Origin of the sequence: Maridesulfovibrio sp. FT414, assembly GCF_050916235.1 — a bacterium.
Taxonomy (GTDB): domain Bacteria; phylum Desulfobacterota; class Desulfovibrionia; order Desulfovibrionales; family Desulfovibrionaceae; genus Maridesulfovibrio.
On sequence record NZ_CP104854.1, the window covers coordinates 1,888,372 to 1,907,454 of the forward strand.

The 19,083-nt window shown below is 51.5% G+C and carries 16 protein-coding genes and 1 tRNA gene; 7 read left to right on the forward strand and 10 right to left on the reverse strand.

The window, feature by feature from the left end:
• Nucleotides 1-51: 51 nt before the first annotated feature.
• The 5 genes from topA to N7E73_RS08450 all read right to left on the reverse strand — a co-directional run bounded on the left by topA (nt 52) and on the right by N7E73_RS08450 (nt 7,895).
• The gene (topA, locus tag N7E73_RS08430; protein ID WP_432738615.1) at nt 52-2,454 is read right to left on the reverse strand and encodes a type I DNA topoisomerase; all 2,403 of its coding nucleotides are present in this window, start codon (nt 2,452-2,454) and stop codon (nt 52-54) included.
• Between the two features lie 123 nt (nt 2,455-2,577).
• Nucleotides 2,578-2,871: an Hpt domain-containing protein gene (locus tag N7E73_RS08435; protein WP_432738616.1), complete on the reverse strand. Its 294-nt coding sequence runs from the start codon at nt 2,869-2,871 to the stop codon at nt 2,578-2,580.
• 351 nt (nt 2,872-3,222) lie between these two features.
• Nucleotides 3,223-4,548 (reverse strand): APC family permease, encoded by a 1,326-nt coding sequence (locus N7E73_RS08440; RefSeq protein WP_432738617.1) that lies wholly within the window; start codon nt 4,546-4,548, stop codon nt 3,223-3,225.
• Between the two features lie 546 nt (nt 4,549-5,094).
• A complete protein-coding gene (locus N7E73_RS08445) occupies nt 5,095-6,810 on the reverse strand; it encodes a tetratricopeptide repeat protein (RefSeq protein WP_432738618.1) in 1,716 nt (571 codons plus the stop codon).
• Nucleotides 6,811-7,139: 329 nt separating this feature from the next.
• Nucleotides 7,140-7,895 carry a glycosyltransferase family 2 protein gene (locus tag N7E73_RS08450; RefSeq protein WP_432738619.1) on the reverse strand — a complete coding sequence of 252 codons (756 nt, stop codon included), beginning with the start codon at nt 7,893-7,895 and terminating at the stop codon, nt 7,140-7,142.
• A 151-nt stretch (nt 7,896-8,046) separates the two neighbouring features.
• On the opposite strand from N7E73_RS08450, the gene N7E73_RS08455 reads away from it, so the two are divergent.
• The 3 genes from N7E73_RS08455 (at nt 8,047) to N7E73_RS08465 (ending at nt 10,093) form a co-directional block, all read left to right on the forward strand.
• The gene (locus N7E73_RS08455; protein WP_432738620.1) at nt 8,047-8,505 is read left to right on the forward strand and encodes a hypothetical protein; all 459 of its coding nucleotides are present in this window, start codon (nt 8,047-8,049) and stop codon (nt 8,503-8,505) included.
• A 20-nt stretch (nt 8,506-8,525) separates the two neighbouring features.
• On the forward strand, nt 8,526-9,302 hold the full coding sequence (locus tag N7E73_RS08460) for a dimethylarginine dimethylaminohydrolase family protein (RefSeq protein ID WP_432738621.1): 777 nt from the start codon (nt 8,526-8,528) through the stop codon (nt 9,300-9,302).
• Nucleotides 9,303-9,604: 302 nt separating this feature from the next.
• On the forward strand, nt 9,605-10,093 hold the full coding sequence (locus N7E73_RS08465; RefSeq protein WP_432738622.1) for a GNAT family N-acetyltransferase: 489 nt from the start codon (nt 9,605-9,607) through the stop codon (nt 10,091-10,093).
• Between the two features lie 130 nt (nt 10,094-10,223).
• On the opposite strand, the gene N7E73_RS08470 is transcribed toward N7E73_RS08465, so the two are convergent.
• The 3 genes from N7E73_RS08470 to N7E73_RS08480 form a co-directional block, all read right to left on the reverse strand.
• Nucleotides 10,224-10,299: transfer RNA gene (locus N7E73_RS08470), tRNA-Phe, on the reverse strand.
• 59 nt (nt 10,300-10,358) lie between these two features.
• Nucleotides 10,359-12,134: an aldehyde ferredoxin oxidoreductase N-terminal domain-containing protein gene (locus N7E73_RS08475; RefSeq protein WP_432738623.1), complete on the reverse strand. Its 1,776-nt coding sequence runs from the start codon at nt 12,132-12,134 to the stop codon at nt 10,359-10,361.
• Entirely contained in the window at nt 12,131-12,562 is a 432-nt protein-coding gene (locus N7E73_RS08480; protein ID WP_432738624.1) for a 4Fe-4S dicluster domain-containing protein, read from the reverse strand. The genes N7E73_RS08475 and N7E73_RS08480 overlap by 4 nt, the downstream gene beginning before the upstream one ends.
• A 396-nt stretch (nt 12,563-12,958) precedes the next feature.
• Here N7E73_RS08480 and N7E73_RS08485 point away from each other — a divergent pair, with 396 nt between their 5' ends.
• Complete coding sequence (locus N7E73_RS08485) at nt 12,959-13,228, forward strand: hypothetical protein (protein ID WP_432738625.1); 270 nt, start codon at nt 12,959-12,961, stop codon at nt 13,226-13,228.
• Between the two features lie 101 nt (nt 13,229-13,329).
• Here N7E73_RS08485 and N7E73_RS08490 read toward each other — a convergent pair whose 3' ends face one another.
• A complete protein-coding gene (locus N7E73_RS08490; RefSeq protein WP_432738626.1) occupies nt 13,330-14,253 on the reverse strand; it encodes an ACP S-malonyltransferase in 924 nt (307 codons plus the stop codon).
• 265 nt (nt 14,254-14,518) lie between these two features.
• On the opposite strand from N7E73_RS08490, the gene N7E73_RS08495 reads away from it, so the two are divergent.
• Nucleotides 14,519-15,637: an FIST signal transduction protein gene (locus N7E73_RS08495; RefSeq protein WP_432738627.1), complete on the forward strand. Its 1,119-nt coding sequence runs from the start codon at nt 14,519-14,521 to the stop codon at nt 15,635-15,637.
• Complete coding sequence (locus tag N7E73_RS08500) at nt 15,634-16,491, forward strand: PAS domain S-box protein (protein WP_432738628.1); 858 nt, start codon at nt 15,634-15,636, stop codon at nt 16,489-16,491. Before N7E73_RS08495 ends, N7E73_RS08500 begins: the two co-directional genes overlap by 4 nt.
• A gap of 217 nt (nt 16,492-16,708) precedes the next feature.
• Here the strand turns inward: N7E73_RS08500 and N7E73_RS08505 are convergent, their stop codons facing one another.
• Complete coding sequence (locus N7E73_RS08505; RefSeq protein WP_432738629.1) at nt 16,709-17,068, reverse strand: response regulator; 360 nt, start codon at nt 17,066-17,068, stop codon at nt 16,709-16,711.
• Between the two features lie 505 nt (nt 17,069-17,573).
• Here N7E73_RS08505 and N7E73_RS08510 point away from each other — a divergent pair.
• Nucleotides 17,574-19,082 carry a sodium-dependent transporter gene (locus N7E73_RS08510; protein WP_432738630.1) on the forward strand — a complete coding sequence of 503 codons (1,509 nt, stop codon included), beginning with the start codon at nt 17,574-17,576 and terminating at the stop codon, nt 19,080-19,082.
• Nucleotide 19,083: the final 1 nt, after the last annotated feature.

Sequence of the window (19,083 nt, forward strand, 5' to 3'; positions counted from 1 at the left end):
CTCAACTAGAGAATTTCCAGACTGTCTCTAGCAGCATATCATATCGACAGGTTAGGACTCATCCACTTCCTGAACATATCCGCACCCCTTTTCAGGGCAGGCAATGTGCTCACCCTTGGCGCGGGTGGTCTTCCTGACCAGGACCGGATGCCCGCATTTGGGACAGGGCCCGTCTACGGGCGGGTACCAGACCGCATAATCGCAGTCGGGATACCGGTCGCAGGAATAAAAAATCTTGCCGCGCCGGGAGCTCTTTTCAACCAGTTCACCGGAACAGCCCTCGCGAGGACATTTTACACCGGTGGTAAAAGGCTTGGCAAATTTACAGTCGGGATAGTTGGAACAGGCAATGAAACGGCTGCCGCTACGGGCGTGCTTGATGATCAGATCACCCTTTCCGCACTCCTGACACTTACCGACAACCTGCTGGGCAGCAGTCTCCACCACCTTGATTTTCCCGTCTTCGTCCCGCTCGAAATTCTTGATATTGCGGCAGTCCGGGTAGGCGGTACAACCGAGAAACTCTCCACGAGTGGAGCGCTTAACAGCCATGGGCGAGCCGCACTTGTCACAACTTATCCCGGTATCTTCAGGAGCCTGATCTTCAAGAACGACAATGCTGCCCTTCTCGTCACGGGTAAAGTTGACTATATTCTTGCAGTCCGGGTAGTTGGAGCAGCCCAGAAATTCACCGGTCCGGCCGAACTTGATGACCATGGACGAGCCGCACTTGCTGCAGGAGACACCGGTGTCCTCACCGCCGCGCTTCATATCCTTGGCAGCGGCATCAAGGGTCGGGTAAAAGCCCTCAACGAAATTGCGCATGAGCGAGGTCCACTCAATCTTGCCTTCGGCAACATCATCAAGCTGCTTCTCCATAGCTGCGGTAAAGCCCACATCCATGAGTTCCTTGAAATGTTCGGAAAGCTGGTCGCTCACCACAAAGCCAAGCTCGGTGGGGACGAATTTCTTTTCTTCAAGAAGGACGTAGCCGCGATCCTGAATGGTAGAAATAATGGATGCATATGTGGAAGGACGCCCGATACCCTTTTCCTCAAGCTCGCGCACCAGCGATGCTTCGGAATAGCGTGCGGGAGGCTGGGTGAACTTCTGCTCACTTTCAATCCTGTCGACCTTAAGCACTTCTCCCTTGTCAAGCTTGGGCAGTTCCACGAGATTCTCGTCGCCGGTCTTGCCGGTAACGCGCATGAAACCGGGGAACAGCAGCCGTTCGCCCTTGGACCGCCAGATGGTTTCACCGGCTTCAATGGTGACAACGGTATCCCAGAAGCGGGCCGGAGCCATCTGCGAAGCAACGAAACGGTCCCAGATCAGTTTGTAAACCTTGAACTGGTCCGGCGGCAGGAAAGCTTTGACGTCCTCTGGAAGAACAGTGACATCTACGGGCCTGATGGCTTCATGGGCATCCTGCGCTCCGCCCTTGGATTTATAGACCCGGGCCTTGGCGGGATAAAATTCCTTGCCGAATTTATCAAGAATGAGCGTCTTGGCACCGTCACGGGCCTCGTCGGCAATACGCACGGAGTCGGTACGCATATAGGTGATGAGCGCGGTTGTTCCCTTGTCACCGAGTTCCACCCCTTCGTAAAGACGCTGGGCCAGTGTCATGGTGCGCTTGGCCGAGTACCCTAATCTGCGGTTGGCATCCTGCTGCAGGGTGGAAGTAATGTAAGGAGGCTGCGGGCTGCGCTTGCGTTCCTTCTCGGTCAGATCGGAAACAGCAAAAGGTACACCTTTGACCGCTTTCTCAAGGGCCGCGGCCTCATCGGCAGAACCTATTTCAGCTTTCTTGCCGTCAACTTTCCAGAGTTCGGCAACAAAGAGCGGCGGATTGGCGCCCTCAAGGTGGGCCTTGAAGAGCCAGTATTCTTCAGGGATGAATGCCCTTCTGGCCTTTTCCCTTTCCACTACGAGCTTGAGAGCAACAGACTGAACGCGCCCGGCGGAAATACCGCGCTTAACCTTCTTCCAGAGAATAGGCGAAATTTTGTAACCAACCAGACGGTCCAGAATACGGCGCGCCTGCTGGGAATCGAAAAGCTGCTCGTTGAGCGGCTGCGGGTGTTCGAGAGCCTCTTTAACGGCTCTGGCGGTAATTTCGTTGAACTGGATGCGGCTGATATTTTCGTTAACTTCCTTGATAATGGCAGCCACATGCCAGCCGATAGCTTCCCCCTCGCGGTCGGGGTCGGGAGCGAGAAAGACGTGATCAGCCTTGGCTGCCGCTTTCTTCAGCTTATTGACCACCTCTTCCTTTCCGGGAATGATCTGGTACTGGGGGGTAAAATCACCGTTTTCCTCGACTCCAAGCTTGTTCTTGGGCAGATCGCGCACGTGACCGACGGACGCAGCCACCTGGTAGTTCTTTCCAAGGAACTTGCTAATAGTCTTCACCTTTGCCGGGGACTCAACAACAATCAAATCTTTGCTCATAGTTTGGAGCCTATAACCATCAAGAAGACACTATGCAACCATAAAAAATGCCTCAGGACCAAACTTCCGTCTGCAAAAACAGCGGAAATCCGCGAAGCGCGCTATTTTTAACCCCTTCAACAATCAGGAAGAAATGCATTTTTTCAGGGCCGACAGTTTTTCATATAATTTTTTTGTTTCCACACCGTCTCGGGCGGCCAGTTCCAGTTCCTTGGCCTTGACGGTCACCTCCGGCAGACCGAACGTGCGCGCAGAACCCGCTACAGCATGGGCTCCCTTGTAAAGGAACTCCAAAGCAGCACCGTCGCCGGAAGCGCTGTATGTATCCAGATGCCCCTCCAGCTCAGCCACACGCCCCGCAAGAGCTGCTGCATATTTCCTGTTCAGTTCAGCCAGTTTTTCCTCAAAGCCACCCATAATTGACCCTCCACTGCAACCATCGCTACACCCAAGCAGGGAGCTACCCGGATATCTCGTCTAGAGAAGTCTCCGGCGATCCTGCGGGACTCATAAGGCATGCCTTCGGCGACCCTGCCGGGGGCCATAAACCTTTTATTACGGCTGCGCCACGGCATAAAACAAATACCATTGAACCAAACAGTCAAAAGCCACATTAATCATCTGACTTAATGGAATTAATATTTTAACAAGTATGCCCTGCTGCAATGATTGGGCAAAGCATTTTCAAATAAGACAGCACAAAAAAAGAATGCCCGCATTGAAACCAATGCGGGCATCATACGACAAATCCTTATTAATGCAAATAAGTTAGCGTCTGGAGCTGTTCATCAGTGCAACCCCGGCCCCGGCTATAAGCAGGGTCAGGATCAGGAAGTGAATGAACATATCCTTCTGGATGGCTCCCCATATGATGTAGATGGAACCGCAGGCAGCCAGCGTCGGGCAGACAAAGCGGCTGAACAGGCTGAGGTCGGTGAAAGTCTTCATCACCCAGATATAAATGGAGATGTAGATCACATACAGGAAGGCAATCGGTAGCTCGGAGACATCCATGAACTGTCCCCACCAGCCGTGGAAGTTGCCGTACCAGACCATGAGCCAGAACAGGGAAAGGAAATATCCGAGAATGGCGGAATGGCTGGTGCTGTTGGTGATGGGATTGATCTGTTTGAACAGGTCTGCTCTGGGGCCCATGTTTCTGGAAGCGATGGAGAACATGCCGCGGGCAGAGCCCATGATCAGTCCGTTGAGAGTGCCGAGGCAGGAGATGATAACGAAAACGGTCAGCAGGGTACCGCCTACGGAACCAAAGATCATCTCAATAACCCGAACCGGAGCTGCATCACCTTCGACGAGGACCTGATCGTTGGTCAACACGCCGGAAATACCCATGTAATAGAGCATGTATATGGTCATTACCGCGATGGTTCCTACTACCAGCGCCTTGGGCAGGGTACGTTTGGCATCCTTGAGTTCGGCGTTGATTACAGTGGCAATGATCCAGCCTTCATAGGCAAAAGCGGTTGAAAGAGTGGCAACGGCAAGTCCGCCGCCACTACCGGACACTGCCTGCGCAGCCTGCATGAAATTCTGCATGGTCTGGCCGCTGGAAAGACCGGCAATACCGCCTACCACGGCCACAAGGCCGAGCGGGATGAGCTTGATTACAGTAGAAGAAACCTGCCACATACCGGCCAGAACCGGAGAATAATAGTTAAGCAGGAAGAATCCGGTCATGTAGACAAATGAAATGGGCCAGACTCCGTCCTTGAGGCCAATAAGCCCTACAGTGTAGTTGGCTGAAACCCATGCCAGAACCGCAACAAGGGTCGGGTAATAGATGAAAGTCATAAACCAGCCGACAAGATAGCCGGCCTTTTCCCCGTAAGCCTCTTCAAAATAGTCCACAAGGCCGTTGACCTTTTCGATACGGGTAGCAATCTTTGAAAACACATACGCGGTAACGACCATGATCGATCCGCCGATGAGCCAGGCAATCAAAGCAGTCCCGAGGTCACCGCCAGCCGCACTAAGCACATCGTCAGCCTTAAAGAATACACCGGAACCGATAACAATCCCTACAACCATTGCGGTTGCAGTCCAGAAACCGTATTTTTTCTGTAACTTTTCCATCCAGAACACACCCCTTTTATTATCTTTCCCGATTTTTCACCCCTACTCCGAAATGGCGCTCGGCGCAGGCGTCCCCATTGGGTCAGAAAAACCGGCCCACAAAAAATATACATAACCCATGAAAGCAAGCCTGAACATCCCTGCTGGAGAATTTCGGACAACCATCCATCAGGCATTGCCAGTCACTGTGTACAAACAGGTTTACTTGCGCGGATATAGCAAATCTGTCCAGATTTTTTTTGCCATTTTTGATCAAAAATGAATTTTGGCTGCATAATTATTCTCAAAAAATAAATCCGTCGTGATGCCTTTATTCTTCTTACCTGCAACAAAAAAGCCCTGTGACAGATTCACAGGGCTCCAATAATATTTACCAGTCAACCGTTCTCAATGAAATGAAAATTCAGGCATCGAAGAATGAGAATTACGTGGTCCATTACCTCTCAGCAGATTTGACCGGATCTTCCGCCCGTAAGCATGAGCGACAGGTCCCTCAGCATAATCCGACCAACTGAAATCAACAATGAGACAAGACCTGTACCGTTATTATGGAATCATGGACAGATTCTTCCGGGCGGCATCATTCTGAGGGTCTATCTCAAGAGCCCGCCGCAGCCAGTCCTTTGCTGCAGAATTGTCCCCGCGCATATAATAAAGCAGCCCAATGTTGACCATTGTATTGGCATTACGGGGTTCCAGCTCAAGGGCCTTGCGGTAGTCGGCCAGAGCAAGATCAAGCCTGCCCTGCTTATGGTATCCGATTCCGCGGTTGGCATAGGCGGTGGCGTAATCAGGGGCAAGAGCAAGGGCTCTTTCATAAAGGTCCATAGCGGCCAGGACTTTCCCACGCCGGGAAAGAATGTTGGCAAGGTTGGTCATGGCCTTGTAATGGGAAGGGTCGGCCTTGATGGCTGCCCGATAATGCTCGGCCGCCTTGTTATAATCCTTTCTGCGTTCCAGCAGGTTCGCATAGTTGTAGTTCATATGGTGGTTGTTCTCGGTCACCGACAAAGCCCGCAGGTACAGTGTTTCACTGTTATGCCAGTGCCCCGCCTGTGTATATGCCGCAACAAGCAGCACGCCCACAACTACAGCCCCGGCACCAAACACAGCGCTGCCGGGCAAACGTCCTGCCTTCACCAGCCGAACGGCTCCGAATGACAGCAGCATGTACAGTCCCATGAACGGGATATAGGCATAACGGTCGGCCATAGCCTGATCACCGACCTGAACCAGCCCGATGACCGGCACAAGTGTACCGAGATACCAGAACCAGCCCACAGCCCCCAGAGGGAACCTGCGCAGAAAACGCAAACAGACTACACTGACCGCAACAATAAACAACAACGCAAGAACAGGCTGCCAGACGGGGATTGCATGCGGATATGGATAAAAGACAGCAAGGTTGACCGGGGCAACCAGCTCTCCGAGATAAGCCACGTATGAAACAAGCGCATTGGAAATACGCAGGGATAGCGGAAATGAGGCAATGGACTGCATGGCCCCGCCGCCTTCCTGAGCCATAACCGTAAGTACGGAGGAAAGAACTGACAGACAAAGAAGCGGAATCTTCTCTACAATCACCCTGCCAAGCTGCGCAACAGGGTTCTCCCTGAAATCAACACGCTTGAGAGGCCAGACATCAAGCAGAAACAGTGCTGCAGGAAGCGTGACTACCATCGGCTTGGCAAGAATTCCCAGCCCGGTAAAAAAGAAGGTCAGCCCGTAATTGGCCATGCTCCTGTTCTTTGCATACGCAAGCCAGCAATGCATGGCGGACAGCCAGAAAAAGGCGGACAGAACATCCTTGCGCTCGGCAACCCACGCCACAGACTCAACGTGCACCGGGTGCACGGCAAAGAGGGCTGCGGCAAAAAAGGAAGGCCACACCCCGCCTTCTTCAAGTCCGGCACTGGCTTTGAGCAGAAAAAAGAACAACAGCAGCACATTCAGCAGATGAAAGAACACGTTGACCAGATGCCGGGCACCGGGCGAATCCCCGAAAAGGGATGTATCAAGCATGTGGGAGACAACGGTCAGCGGGTGATAGTTTGAAAGCTGGAATGTGCTGAAGGCCCAGCCGATATTTTCGGCAGACAGACCCTGCATGACCCGTGCATTGTCGATGACGTAGCTGGTGTCGTCATAGGTGACCAGCTCGAAGCCGCCACACTGCCCGTACACGGCAATAACCATCGCCGCCAACAGGGCCGAGCAAAGCAGCACCTTTTTAGTGTCATATACGGAAGATGTCACATTCATGATTATCACCTGCTAAATATATTTAGATACAATGTGCTCTTGCGACACTGATTTCCTCAAAAAGTGCCTCCTGATCTTGATGCGCTGCGCGCTTTTGACGATCGAATTTCGCCTCCGGCGGCCAAAGGGTCCGCGACCCTTTGGAATCCCTATTAGTTTCAAGCTATTGCCAACAATAAGGCCATATGAAAAATAAATTTTGCGGAACAAAGACAATTCCAGAGTTGCGATTGGACTCGAACGCAGCGACAGCCTGTTAAAAAAGTTTTTTGGAGAGTCCAGAGAACCTTTTTTTCAAAAAAGGTTCTCTGGCCGCCGGAGGCAAAAAATCAACGCCGGGTTATTCCTTTGAGGAAATCGCTTTCCTTCCAGCCCAGCCTGTGCAGCAGGGTTTCCATGGAGCAGCGCAGCACACCGAGGCCGTATCGTACTGAACGGGCAAAGCTGATTGATGAAGAATCATCCATATAACGGGTCGGGCAGGTAACTTCCCCGATGTCGTACCCGGCGTAGATGATCTGGCAGAGCATCTGGTTATCGAAAACAAAGTCGTCGCTGTTGGCGTCGACAGGAAGATTTTCCAGCAGTTCCCGTGAAAAGGCCCGGTATCCGGTGTGGTACTCGGAAAGATGGTAGCCTACCAGGATGTTCTGGAAGATGGTCAGACAGCGGTTGGCGACAAATTTATAGAGAGGCATGCCGCCTTTCAGGGCACCGGTTCCGAGAATACGTGAACCCAGCATGCAGTCGAAAACGCCGTTGGCAATGGGTGATACCATGGCCGAAATGATCCGCGGGGTATACTGATAGTCCGGGTGGACCATGACAACTACGTCGGCCCCCATTTCAAGGGCAGTCCTGTAGCAGGTCTTCTGGTTGCCCCCGTATCCAGTATTGCAGGCATGAACCACGGTCTTTATCCCCAGAGTCTCCGCCTGGGCTACGGTATCATCGCGGCTGCAGTCATCCACCAGCAGAATCTCGTCCACCACATCCGGAGGAAGCTCGTCAATTGTCTTTTTAAGGGTGGACGCCGCATTGTAGGCAGGCATGACCATTACCACTTTTTTTCCGTTAACCATCATCTCTCCTGAATAAGTACCGTATTTATTATGCTGGAGGCTTATCACCAAAGCACAGGTGCAATCAAGCCGGTTGCCTGCCGTAGCTCTTTCTAGTAATCAACCTTCATCAATTTAACTTAATTCATTTTTTGCAGAACAGGGGAACCAGAATATGGAAGAAGCAAAAATCAGAGAATATATTCATCAGGTAATCATGAAAAAGTTCACTGAAAATGAAGAGGCCCGGCAGGACGCCTTAGGTGAATTCATTGCCATGACAATGCCCAACATAGATGAAGGTGCAGTCAGGAACATCAAATCCATGATTCCGTCTATTGCTGAGCTTTATGACAAGTGGATAGGTATGTTCATCGATAGACTGCTGGAAACCGTACCCCGCAACCAGATCGAAGAGCTGTGCAGCGGTACAACCGAAAATAATTCCTCACTGGTACTTATCTACATCATGTTCATGGAATCAGAGCGCATGGAAAAGCAGGTTGCAGAAGACATTGCGGCCTACGCCCCCACCCAGAACGATGAGGCGGGAAACATCGCCAGCGAATACATCCGTACCAAGCTGACTCTCATTGCCGAGCAGCAGAAGGCCAAGGACGCAATTATACAGTAGGATTTCAGGAGATACACAGGATGTTCCGCAACGCCATTGTCAGAACCCCCTCCCGCAACATGGGGCAGGGCATAACCGAAGCCGGCCTGGGTTGTCCGGACATGGACCTGACCCTTGCCCAGCATAAAACATACATAGAACACTTCGAACAGGCCGGGATCAGCGTTACCGTACTTGAGCCTGTTGAGGAGTACCCTGACTCGGTCTTTGTAGAAGACACCGCAGTGATGATCCCCTTTGAGGGTGGAACCGCAGCCTTCCTGACCTGCCCCGGAGCAGAACCGAGACGCGGTGAAATCGAGATCATCAGCACCGCCATCAGTTCACAGGTTGATGAAATCATACGCATGGAAGGGGATGGACTCATGGAGGGCGGCGACGTCCTGCTCATGGGCAAGACTTTTTATGTGGGCATAGATACCCGTACCAACCGGTCCGGATATGAACAGTTCTCCAAAGCTGTAACGAGATTCGGGTTCAAGGCCGTCCCCGTACCTTTTAAATTCGGCATGCCCCATCTCAAGACCGAACTGTCGGCTCTTGATGAAGATACCCTGATCATGAGCGGCCGTTTCGCGGCCCGTGAAGAGTTTGCACAGTTCAGGAAGCTTACCGTGCCGGACGGCGAAGAGTATTCCGCCAACTGTCTTTATCTCGGTCCAAAGCTGCTGGCCCCTGCGGGGTTCCCCGCCACAGCCGAGCTGCTCGACAAAAACGGCTTCAAGCCCGACTACATCGACATGTCCGAATTCCGCAAAATGGACGGCGGCCTGACCTGCCTGTCATTGCGCTGGTAGTTTCTGCTCCCCATAAGAAGATTTCATTGCAAGACAAACAGGCCGCAGCACCCTTAACGGTACTGCGGCCTGTATCAGTCAGTATACTCCGCTCCGTCAGGCTGATCAGCCTCTTTACCGGCGCCTCTGAGCGTACAAATCGGTTGACCTGCATAGCTAAAAAGTTCATCCAATAATTCTGCCTATGCTGTTCATGCAGGGCTCGCCGGATCTCTCTCTGCCTGCAGGCGATGAACGCATTCCCGCTTGTTCCAGTCGCATTTAATGCCCACCAGTCCGTTTCCATCGGAGGAATACCAATCATGTCCAGGACCGACACATCACTCGCATATAAAATCGAGCAAGCAGCCGCAGCAGATCTCAAGCAGATACTCGCACTGCAGAAGACAGCCTACTTAAGCGAAGCTGAAATCTATAACGACTTCAACATCCCGCCACTTCTGCAATCTGACGATGAGATTGAAAAAGAATTTTCAAGCCACCTATTCTTGAAAATTGAACTTGAAGGAGAAATAATCGGTTCGGTCCGGGCCTGTGAAAAGGATGGGGTCTGTCATGTAGGGAAGCTCATTGTAAGCCCGGAACATCAGAACAAAGGGCTGGGTTCCGCACTGCTCAGGGGAATAGAAGCACACTACCCCTCGGTCAGAGCCTATGAACTTTTCACCGGCAGCAGAAGTCTGAAAAACCTGCACATCTATGCCAAGCACGGATACATGATTCGGGACAGCAGGAAAGTCTCGCCTTCCCTGACCATATCATTTCTGCGCAAAGAGAACCTGAACCGGTAAAACACGGGGAACATGAAGGCTTAGCAGCCGGAACAGAAAAAGGCGGCAGTAAAAACGTATACTGCCGCCTACTATTAGCACAAAAGAAAAGCGCCCTCACGATCCGGTCATGAAGGCGATTTGTGGCAAGTGGTGCCGAGGGAGAGAATTGAACTCCCGACACGGGGATTTTCAGTCCCCTGCTCTACCGACTGAGCTACCTCGGCGCCGCTGAGGAGAGATATTTATCGAAACCGGTCCTCATTTGCAAGCACTTTTTTAATATTTACTCATTTTTTTTAAGGCCGAACTTCTGAAGGTGTTCATCCGCTACCAAGCCGCGGATTCTGCGGGCATACTCGGCTTTGAGCTCTTCCAGATAAACGGGATCGGTCTGACCTTTCCAAGTGGTCACTTCATGGTAACGCTTAGGAATGGCAACTGATTCAGGATCGTAACCGGTATCAAAGCGCACCTTCCAGCGCATTGCCCGGATTCGCTCTCCGATGGAGTCGATGTTATCAGCTATTTCAGTATAACTGACCGATCTCAGACACTCACCCAGCTGCTCATCACTGTAGACTCCCCGTCCAAATAGACAGGAAACCATGGAAGTGAGAAAAGCCCTGCCGGACTCATCCTTGATCAGAAAGTCACAGACACCATGCACATCCTTCTTGTCGTGCTTCTGGTCCCATGAATAGCCGCCGGAATCGAGATGCGAATGCCGGAAGCCGAGTCCTTCGGCAACGTAGAAAGTTTCCCCGGTAGCATACCCGGCCATCTCCTGCCCCAGAACACAGGCAAAGTCCTCTCCGCCGTATCTGGCAGCAGCCACAAGACTGCCCTTACCCAATGCCCGGTAGAACTCATTTTCAGCCTCCCCAAGATAGAAGACCGCTTTTTTGTAATTTTCGGCATTACCGAAAGCCAGCGGTACAATTGTTTCGGCTTCGGTGATCAATCCCTTTTCAAAGGCTTCCGTTGCCCAGCCCAGCGCAACGCCGCCGGACATCACGTCCAGACCGGCTTTTTCCACCTCATCCATGATTCCAAGCACCTGAAAGGCATCGGTAACGCCAAGCATGGAACCGGTAGCGAAAATAGGCTCGTAATCGTAGGCCACCTGCCGGTAGAGGTACTGGTTCTGGACCATGAATTTTTCGCGCACAAAGCCTACATGTATACACCCGACCGGACAGCCCGCACAGGCGGCGTTACGCAGCAGGGTATCGTCGGCGAACTTCTCGCCGGTGATGCCTGTTATCGCTTCGTCTCTGGTAGCCTGCAGGTTTCGCCACGGCAGGGACTTAAGTTCGTTCAGGGCTCCGAGGTTCGCTGCGGTACCGAGGTTGTGGTACTTGCTCATCATGTCAGTAGCAGTCATCTTGTCATAAACCTGCTTGTAAACCTTGGGGTAATCCGGATTATCGGACAGCGCGAAAGATCCGTCACCCTGAATGACTATCCCCTTGAGGTTCTTGGCTCCCATGACTGCACCGGAACCGAGCCTGCCGAAATGGCGGTAAGTATCGGCATTGATGCAGGCCATGGCTGAAAGATTCTCCCCTGCCGGACCGATGCGCAGTATGGAACGGTGGCCGGAACCGGGGAACATGCGGCGCAGGATCTTGCCGGTCTCAAAGACATCCTTCCCGGCGAGGAACTGCACGTCCTTGAGCTCCAGATGCTTCATCCCGATGGACAGGCAGGTCAGCCGCTTTGCCCGCCCCCTGATCACAACTGCGTCATAATCAGCAAAACGTATGGCCAGCGCGGAACGTCCCCCGGCATGACTTTCAGCAAACTGGTCGTGGTAGGGGGATTTGAAGGAACATACCGTCTTGCTCATGAGCGGGAACAAACCGGTCAGTGCTCCGATGGAAAAAATCAACGGCTGGTCCGGGTCGTCCCACGGGCGGTCCGCAAAGCCGTACTGATCGAACAGGAGTGCTCCAAGCCCGCTTCCTCCTCCAAATTCATTACGCCCGTCGACCTTGACCACATTTCCCTTGCCGGTAGACAGGTCCACCAGAAGGACCCTGAAATAATCACGTATCATTTGGAGTCCTCCTTGGTACCGGAATCAACGGATTCGACCATCTCCAGACATTCGTGCGGGCAGAAGGCCACGCAGCGTCCGCAGTGGATGCAGACATAGGGACGGTCCTTCAGGTCAAGATAAATGGCTTCAACAGGACAGGCCGCAGCGCATTTTCCGCACCGGATGCAGTCATCCTTCCTGTACAGGACTCCGCCGCCTTTCTTCCTCGGCATCATGGCCCCGGTAGGACAGGCCTCCGCACATGGAGCAGGAGAACAGGCAAGGCAGACTTTAGCAACAAAGCCCGTCGAAAGTCCCCCTGAAGAGGCAATCCTTATACCGGCCGTGTTCCAGGAAAGAAGCTTATGCACCAGCCGGGCGCAGGCGAAAGAACATGAATGGCACCCTATGCAGCGCTCCATGCGGGAAGCGGTCAAGGTTTTCATATGTGACTCCAATCGGTTATTGATACAGCATGAACAATCCCGGCGCCGGAGATCTGAGCAGGAAAAAGGCTGCCCCCCTCTCCTGCATGGCTGCCGGGCAGCCGGGACTTATTTTTCAAAATTAACACATCGGTACCGATTGCAAAATAAAAATCGTAAAAAATAATACCGTAATTTTGCAACCATGTGGATCTTATCAGCAACAAACCAACTTGAATATATTATCTTCGCTGAATTTTATTCTTTCAAATTGAGCATAATTAGACTGAGTCCTATACGGGAACAATCAGATGGGACTTGACGGGTGGCTCTTAACCCCTATCATCTTATTATCAAGACAAAACAAACGACCCGAAAGGCCGTATATCCTCATTTTTAAGATGAGAGGAGGCGGTTATGAATATCAGCAGTTCACAGCTTAGGAACAGGATTCTGGCCCTTTACCCTGAAATCGAACGCTACAGCCTCGGACTGACTACCGAGTTCAGCGTTGAAAAGGACGCCTGGATCATAACACTGAACAAGGACGGGGAAACCCTGTTTACCCACATTGACAGCACAGATGCGGAAAGGTGCCTTGAAGGCAGGGAGTGCATGCATCTTGGAAATCAGATGATGAACTTCATGGACGCATACTGCACAGGTTCACATGTCTGCACAGTATAAGAGGCCCAAAAAAGCAGCCCCTGAAACAAATTTCAGGGGCTGTATCATATTTTCTTCATGACCGGCATATCCATGAAACAACCGGCGTGTAGAGATGTTTTTTATTTTACGGAATCAGCTTTTTCCAGATTCCCGATATCCTTGCCTTCGAACTCCTTGCCTTTGAGATTGGCAGCAAGCAGCTTGGTCAGCACGCCCTTAGGACCGAGTTCATAGAAGGAACGCACACCGGCGTCATACTGGTTGGAAATGATTTCTATCCAGCGGACGGAGGAAGTCATCTGCGATCGCATGATCTCCTTGATCCGCTCAGGGTTGGATTCGGGTGCGGCGGTAACGTTGAAATAAACCGGAAAAGCCGGAGAATTCCAGTGGAGTTTGCCGAGATAGGCGGAAAACTCGTCTGCAGCCTCCTGAATGAGCGGGCTGTGGAAAGCTCCGCTTACAGGCAGGGGAACCGCACGGCCCTTGCGTTCCTTGATCACGGTTCCGGCAGCATCAATGGCGGCCTTCTCTCCGCTGATTACATACTGGGCTGGAGAGTTGTAATTGGCAATGCGCAGCTCCTTGCCGGATTCACTGGCGCCGAATGCAACAGCATCCTCAACGTCGGACTGGCTCATCTTGAGCACGGCAGCCATTCCATGATCAGAGTTGGCAACCTGAGACATGAGTTTACCGCGCAGACAGACCGCCCGGAGAGTGTCCTCTGCTGAAAGAATGCCGGAAGCGCCGAGCGAGGCAAATTCACCGAGGCTGTGACCGGCAGTGGCTGCGGGCTTGAGGCTGTCCTTGAGATAGAACCAGATGGACAGGTTGACCACGGTCAACGCAGGCTGCAGTGCATCGGTGCTGGCCATGGCAGCGGCATCGCCGTCCCAGTAGATTTCACGCAGTGCAAGGCCGGATTCAGCTTCAGCAAATTTCCAAAGATCCATGGCGGCAGTCCATTTTTCCGCCAGATCGCGCCCCATTCCGGGTTCCTGAGATCCCTGTCCGGGAAAGAGTATGGATAAATCAGACATGATATTTCTCCTTGAATTTAATGATCAGGCATGATTGCAGCCCGTATATATGATCGATACATGTTTCAGCTTGGAAGAAGCCTATAAAAAACAGATTTGACTGCGTTGTTCAAGTTCAATGTTTAAATTCATCTCCGTATTTAAACACTGAAAAATATGATATACTTGCCTTGCAATGCAGTATGGGAATAAAATTACGTGATTCCATCCCGGAAAAACTCGGACGCATTTCAGTCTGAATGCCGGGAGGTTATTGGAGAAAACAATGCGCATTGAACTTGATCGCACAGCTACCGTGCAATCATTTAGACAACTTGTCCTGAACACTGCTGAAGATCATGCTGTCCGCGGACTGCTGATCATGAGCTGTGACGGGAACGGATATACTTCTGAAGAACTCAATCCTGTTCTGGCTGAATGCCCTGTCCCGCTGGCCGGGGGAATTTTTCCGGGGATTCTATTCGGACACGAGAAACTCGATAAGGGAACACTCGTAATCGCACTTTCAGATGAGCCGTCAATTCTGACCATACAGGGTCTGAGCGATCCGAAGAAGAACTATGACCGGGAACTGGACAGAAAGCTGGATGAGAGCAAAGTAACTTCGACCGTTTTTACAATGGTGGACGGGCTGGCAAGCCGCATTTCCTCATTCATTAATGCCATGTTCATCAATCTTGGACTGGAGCCGAACATATTCGGGGGAGGAGCAGGATCGCTCTCCCTTGAAAGGAAGCCGTGCCTGTTCACCAACGCAGGCATGCTCGAAGACAGTGCAGTAATCGTTTTCATCAACACCCCCAGTTCGGTAAGCATCAGCCACGGATGGCTCCCGATCAAGGGACCGTTCAAAGTGACTGAATCCGAGAGCAACGTAATCAAATCACTGGACTGGATGCCAGCCTTCAGCATCTACAGGGAAGCAATCCGCGGCCATTCCGGCCAGTGCATGACAACGGACAATTTTCTCTCCCTTACCCGCTCATACCCGTTCGGCCTTTCAAGGATCTGCTGTGCCCATATCATCCGTGATCCTGTCAAAACCGATGCAAACGGCAATCTGATCTGCGTTGGGGAGGTAAGGGAAGGATCATTTGTCGAAGTCATGCACGGCAGTGCCGACTCGCTGATTCAGGCCTCCAGATCCATTTCTCCGCTGCAGGGCGAAGCAAAACTCACCGAAAGGTCCATGGCATTCATGGTCGACTGCATATCCCGGGCCCTGTTTTTGGAAGACAGATTCGAAGAGGAACTTCAGGCCATCCCCCTCCCGGAGATTCCGATGGCCGGCATACTGACGTTCGGTGAAATAGCAACCAGCTTCAGACAGTCCCTGGAATTCCACAATAAGACAACCATCCTTGCCGTACTGGAGGAATTGTGAGCATCAGAATACAGGAACAAATTCTGCTCGAAATTGCCATGTCGCTGGGTTCAAGTCTGGACCTGCAGAAAATGCTTTCAAGAGCCCTGTCCACATACCTGCGCAGGTTGTGCTGCATGGGTGCTGCTGTATTACTTCGCTCAGATGAGACTGCGCGCTACGATATCCGTTTCCACATACCCAAAAAAATATCCCCGAAAGGTCCGATTCTGGACTTTCTGGCACTGGTCAACAGCTGCAAGGACGATCACGACGAAGCAGAGCTGCGCGAAAAGCTGCCTCTGTACTCCTTTGCCAACGGGAACCACCACTACATGTTTGATCTGCCTACTGCAGGATTCCTCGTAATAGAAAAAGGACTTACCCCCCTCAGTCGGTCTGCGCTCAACTCATTGCGCAAGATAAATATCAAGCTGGCAAAATCAATAACCACCTGTCTGATACACCACAGAAACGAAGTGCTTAATCTTTCACTGAAAAAGCAGATAGCTGAACGGGAAGAAATTGAAAAAAGACTCATCAACGAAAGAAAGAAATACCGGGTCATTTTTGAAAATTCACCGATCGGAATGGTGTATTTCAACCATGACGGTGTAATTGAGGACTGCAATCAGAGGTTTGCCGAAATAATGGGAGCAGAACGGGATGTAATCATCGGTCTCAACACTGCCCTGTACAGCTCACAGCTCCTGAGAAATACCCTTGGAAGGGCGCTCACTGGCGAACCGGCCACCTACGAAGGAGAATACACCTCATTTATCGGAAGGAGAACCTGCAGACTGCGCGCTCACTTCAATCCGGTTGCAGCCGGGAACCCCAACACCGAAGTTATTGCCACGGTAGAAGAACTATGACCACATGACGGTATGACTCTCAAATGGCATACAAAAGGAAGACACTGTGCCCCAAAACGCCAGGCCACCGATGCTCCGCATATCCGCAACACTTCGTATTCAACGAAAGATTGCCTTTGGAATCTGCACTGGTTCAGAGCATCTTATGCATGGCAATGCTGCACGATAATTATGTTTTGCAGGGCTAAAGCAACAGCCACATAAAAAAACAATCCCGCTATTCGGAAAGGACTTCTTCCACTTTAAGCTCAAGCTCGTCTTTATCGATGGGTTTTACGCAATATTCATTAGCCCCGTGCTTGAGAGATTCCCTGGCGGTCTCAAGGGTAGGATATCCGGTAAGCATTATCACCTTCAACTGCGGGGACAGCTTCTTCACCTCCTCAAGAACCTCCACTCCGGTCATCTTCTTCAACTTGATGTCCAGAATAGCCAGATCCACGCTGTTTTTGCGGACATACCCAAGGGCCTCTTCCTCCTCGGAAAAAACCGAAACCTCGTGCCCTTTGCGCTCCAGAATCCGTTTCAACAGAATCCCTGCATCAACCACATCATCAAGAACCAGAATATGCGCCATAACAAACTCTCCCTGCTTATTTTCTGCAATAAAGCATAATATCAATCGGGTACATAAGTCGAGAACCGACTTGCCCGTGCCCGGAGCATTAAACCGCCCTCCAGCTTTGCAGCCATTACCCGTATTCAGGAAAAAACACACCTGACCCAGAGTTCATAACCAACCATAATAACAGGATCAAACAAAGACCAATGCACGGAGCAAGCAAAACTGATTACGGCCATAAGAATATGTATGCACCACTCCGAACCGACTGTGCGAAGATTCTCTTCACGAAAAATGATTTCAGCATTCTATCGGTCTTAAATGACGTAGAATACAATTCTTTTACCGGGAAATTACTCTTTCAGCAGAATTTTGCGCCATGAAATTTGATGGACAATAATCAAAATGTATTCTATGGGGGTTGCTCCATTATGCGTTTAGCGCATTTTACATATAGTTTTTGCTTATTTCGCAAAATGGTTGTGAGATTAGCGGTCTTTTCTAAAGGAGTTCTAACAACATGCAAAAAAGAGAAACATGGGGTTCCCGTACCGGCTTTGTTCTGGCCGCTGTGGGTTCCGCAATCGGGCTTGGTAACATCTGGCGCTTCCCCTACATGGTTTATGAAAACGGCGGCGGCGCATTCCTCATTCCTTATTTCGTAGCCATGCTCGCTGCGGGTATCCCCTTCATGATCCTTGAATTCGGCCTCGGCCAGAGATTCAAAGGTTCCGCGCCAAGAATTTTCTCCTCTATTTCCCGGAAATGGGAATGGCTGGGCTGGTGGCAGGTAATGGTCTCCTTCGTTATCGCCTCCTACTACGTTGTAGTTATCGCCTGGGCCATCAACTACCTCGCTCTGGCTTTCTCTCAGGGATGGGGTGCAGCACCGAAGGACTTCTTCTTCGGCCAGTTCCTCGGACTGACCGATTCACCCATGGCGCTCGGCAGAGTAAAGACCAGCATCTTTTCCGCAACCGCAGCAGCATGGATATTTACCTTCATCGCTATTTTCTCCGGAGTAAAAAGCGGCATCGAAAGGGTGAACAAAATTTTCATGCCCGTTCTTTTCCTTCTGGTATTTGTATTCATTGCCCGCGGGCTCAGCCTGCCCGGCGCTGTTGACGGTGTAAACTGGCTGTTCAAACCAGACTTTTCCGCCATCATGAACGGCAAAGTATGGGCTGACGCTTTCGGTCAGATATTCTTCAGCCTTTCCATCGGCTTCGGCATCATGCTTTCCTATTCCAGCTACCTGCCCAAGAAATCCGACATCACCAACAACGCCTGCATGACCGTTTTCATCAACTGCGGATTCAGCGTAATCTCCGGTATCATGATCTTCAGCGTGCTCGGCTACATGGCTCAGCAGCAGGGCGTCCCCATCAAGGATGTTGCCGGTGCCGGCGTAGGACTGGCCTTTGTAACCCTGCCCACCGCAATCAACCTGATGCCCGCTCCGGTCTTCTTCGGTGTGCTCTTCTTCCTCGCCCTTGTTGTTGCGGGTCTTTCTTCCATGATCTCCATCACCGAAGTTGTAGTTTCCGCCATCATCGACAAGATGAACGTCTCCCGCAAAACTGCGGCCGTCGCGTTCTGCGGAATCGGCTTCATGGTCAGCACGGCGTTCACCACCGGTGGCGGTCTGTATCTGCTTGATATCGTCGACCATTTCGTGAACAATTTCGGCATCCTTCTCGGAGGATTCATTGAAATCATGTTCATTGCCTGGATGTGTGACCTCAACTCCCTGTGCGATCACATTAACAAGACCTCGGAAATCAAGGTCGGCGCCCTGTGGATGAACAGCCTCCGCTTCTTTGTCCCTGCAATGCTCGGCTTCATGCTGGTGTCCAACTTCATCGGCGACATCAAGGAAAACTACAGTGGCTACTCCAATGAAGCCATCCTGACCTATGGCTGGGCTGTGCTCTTCGCCTGCATGGCCCTTGCTGTTTTCTTCGCTTCCAAAGAGCGCGCTTTCGTTGGCGTATCCTCTTCCAACAGCAACTTCCTCAAAAGGAGCTAGA

Coding starts and splice junctions, on each gene's coding strand:
- topA (WP_432738615.1), bottom strand. CDS start 2,454: ATGAGCAAAGATTTGATTGTTGTTGAGTCCCCGGCAAAGGTGAAGACT.
- N7E73_RS08435 (WP_432738616.1), bottom strand. CDS start 2,871: ATGGGTGGCTTTGAGGAAAAACTGGCTGAACTGAACAGGAAATATGCA.
- N7E73_RS08440 (WP_432738617.1), bottom strand. CDS start 4,548: ATGGAAAAGTTACAGAAAAAATACGGTTTCTGGACTGCAACCGCAATG.
- N7E73_RS08445 (WP_432738618.1), bottom strand. CDS start 6,810: ATGAATGTGACATCTTCCGTATATGACACTAAAAAGGTGCTGCTTTGC.
- N7E73_RS08450 (WP_432738619.1), bottom strand. CDS start 7,895: ATGATGGTTAACGGAAAAAAAGTGGTAATGGTCATGCCTGCCTACAAT.
- N7E73_RS08455 (WP_432738620.1), top strand. CDS start 8,047: ATGGAAGAAGCAAAAATCAGAGAATATATTCATCAGGTAATCATGAAA.
- N7E73_RS08460 (WP_432738621.1), top strand. CDS start 8,526: ATGTTCCGCAACGCCATTGTCAGAACCCCCTCCCGCAACATGGGGCAG.
- N7E73_RS08465 (WP_432738622.1), top strand. CDS start 9,605: ATGTCCAGGACCGACACATCACTCGCATATAAAATCGAGCAAGCAGCC.
- N7E73_RS08475 (WP_432738623.1), bottom strand. CDS start 12,134: ATGATACGTGATTATTTCAGGGTCCTTCTGGTGGACCTGTCTACCGGC.
- N7E73_RS08480 (WP_432738624.1), bottom strand. CDS start 12,562: ATGAAAACCTTGACCGCTTCCCGCATGGAGCGCTGCATAGGGTGCCAT.
- N7E73_RS08485 (WP_432738625.1), top strand. CDS start 12,959: ATGAATATCAGCAGTTCACAGCTTAGGAACAGGATTCTGGCCCTTTAC.
- N7E73_RS08490 (WP_432738626.1), bottom strand. CDS start 14,253: ATGTCTGATTTATCCATACTCTTTCCCGGACAGGGATCTCAGGAACCC.
- N7E73_RS08495 (WP_432738627.1), top strand. CDS start 14,519: ATGCGCATTGAACTTGATCGCACAGCTACCGTGCAATCATTTAGACAA.
- N7E73_RS08505 (WP_432738629.1), bottom strand. CDS start 17,068: ATGGCGCATATTCTGGTTCTTGATGATGTGGTTGATGCAGGGATTCTG.
- N7E73_RS08510 (WP_432738630.1), top strand. CDS start 17,574: ATGCAAAAAAGAGAAACATGGGGTTCCCGTACCGGCTTTGTTCTGGCC.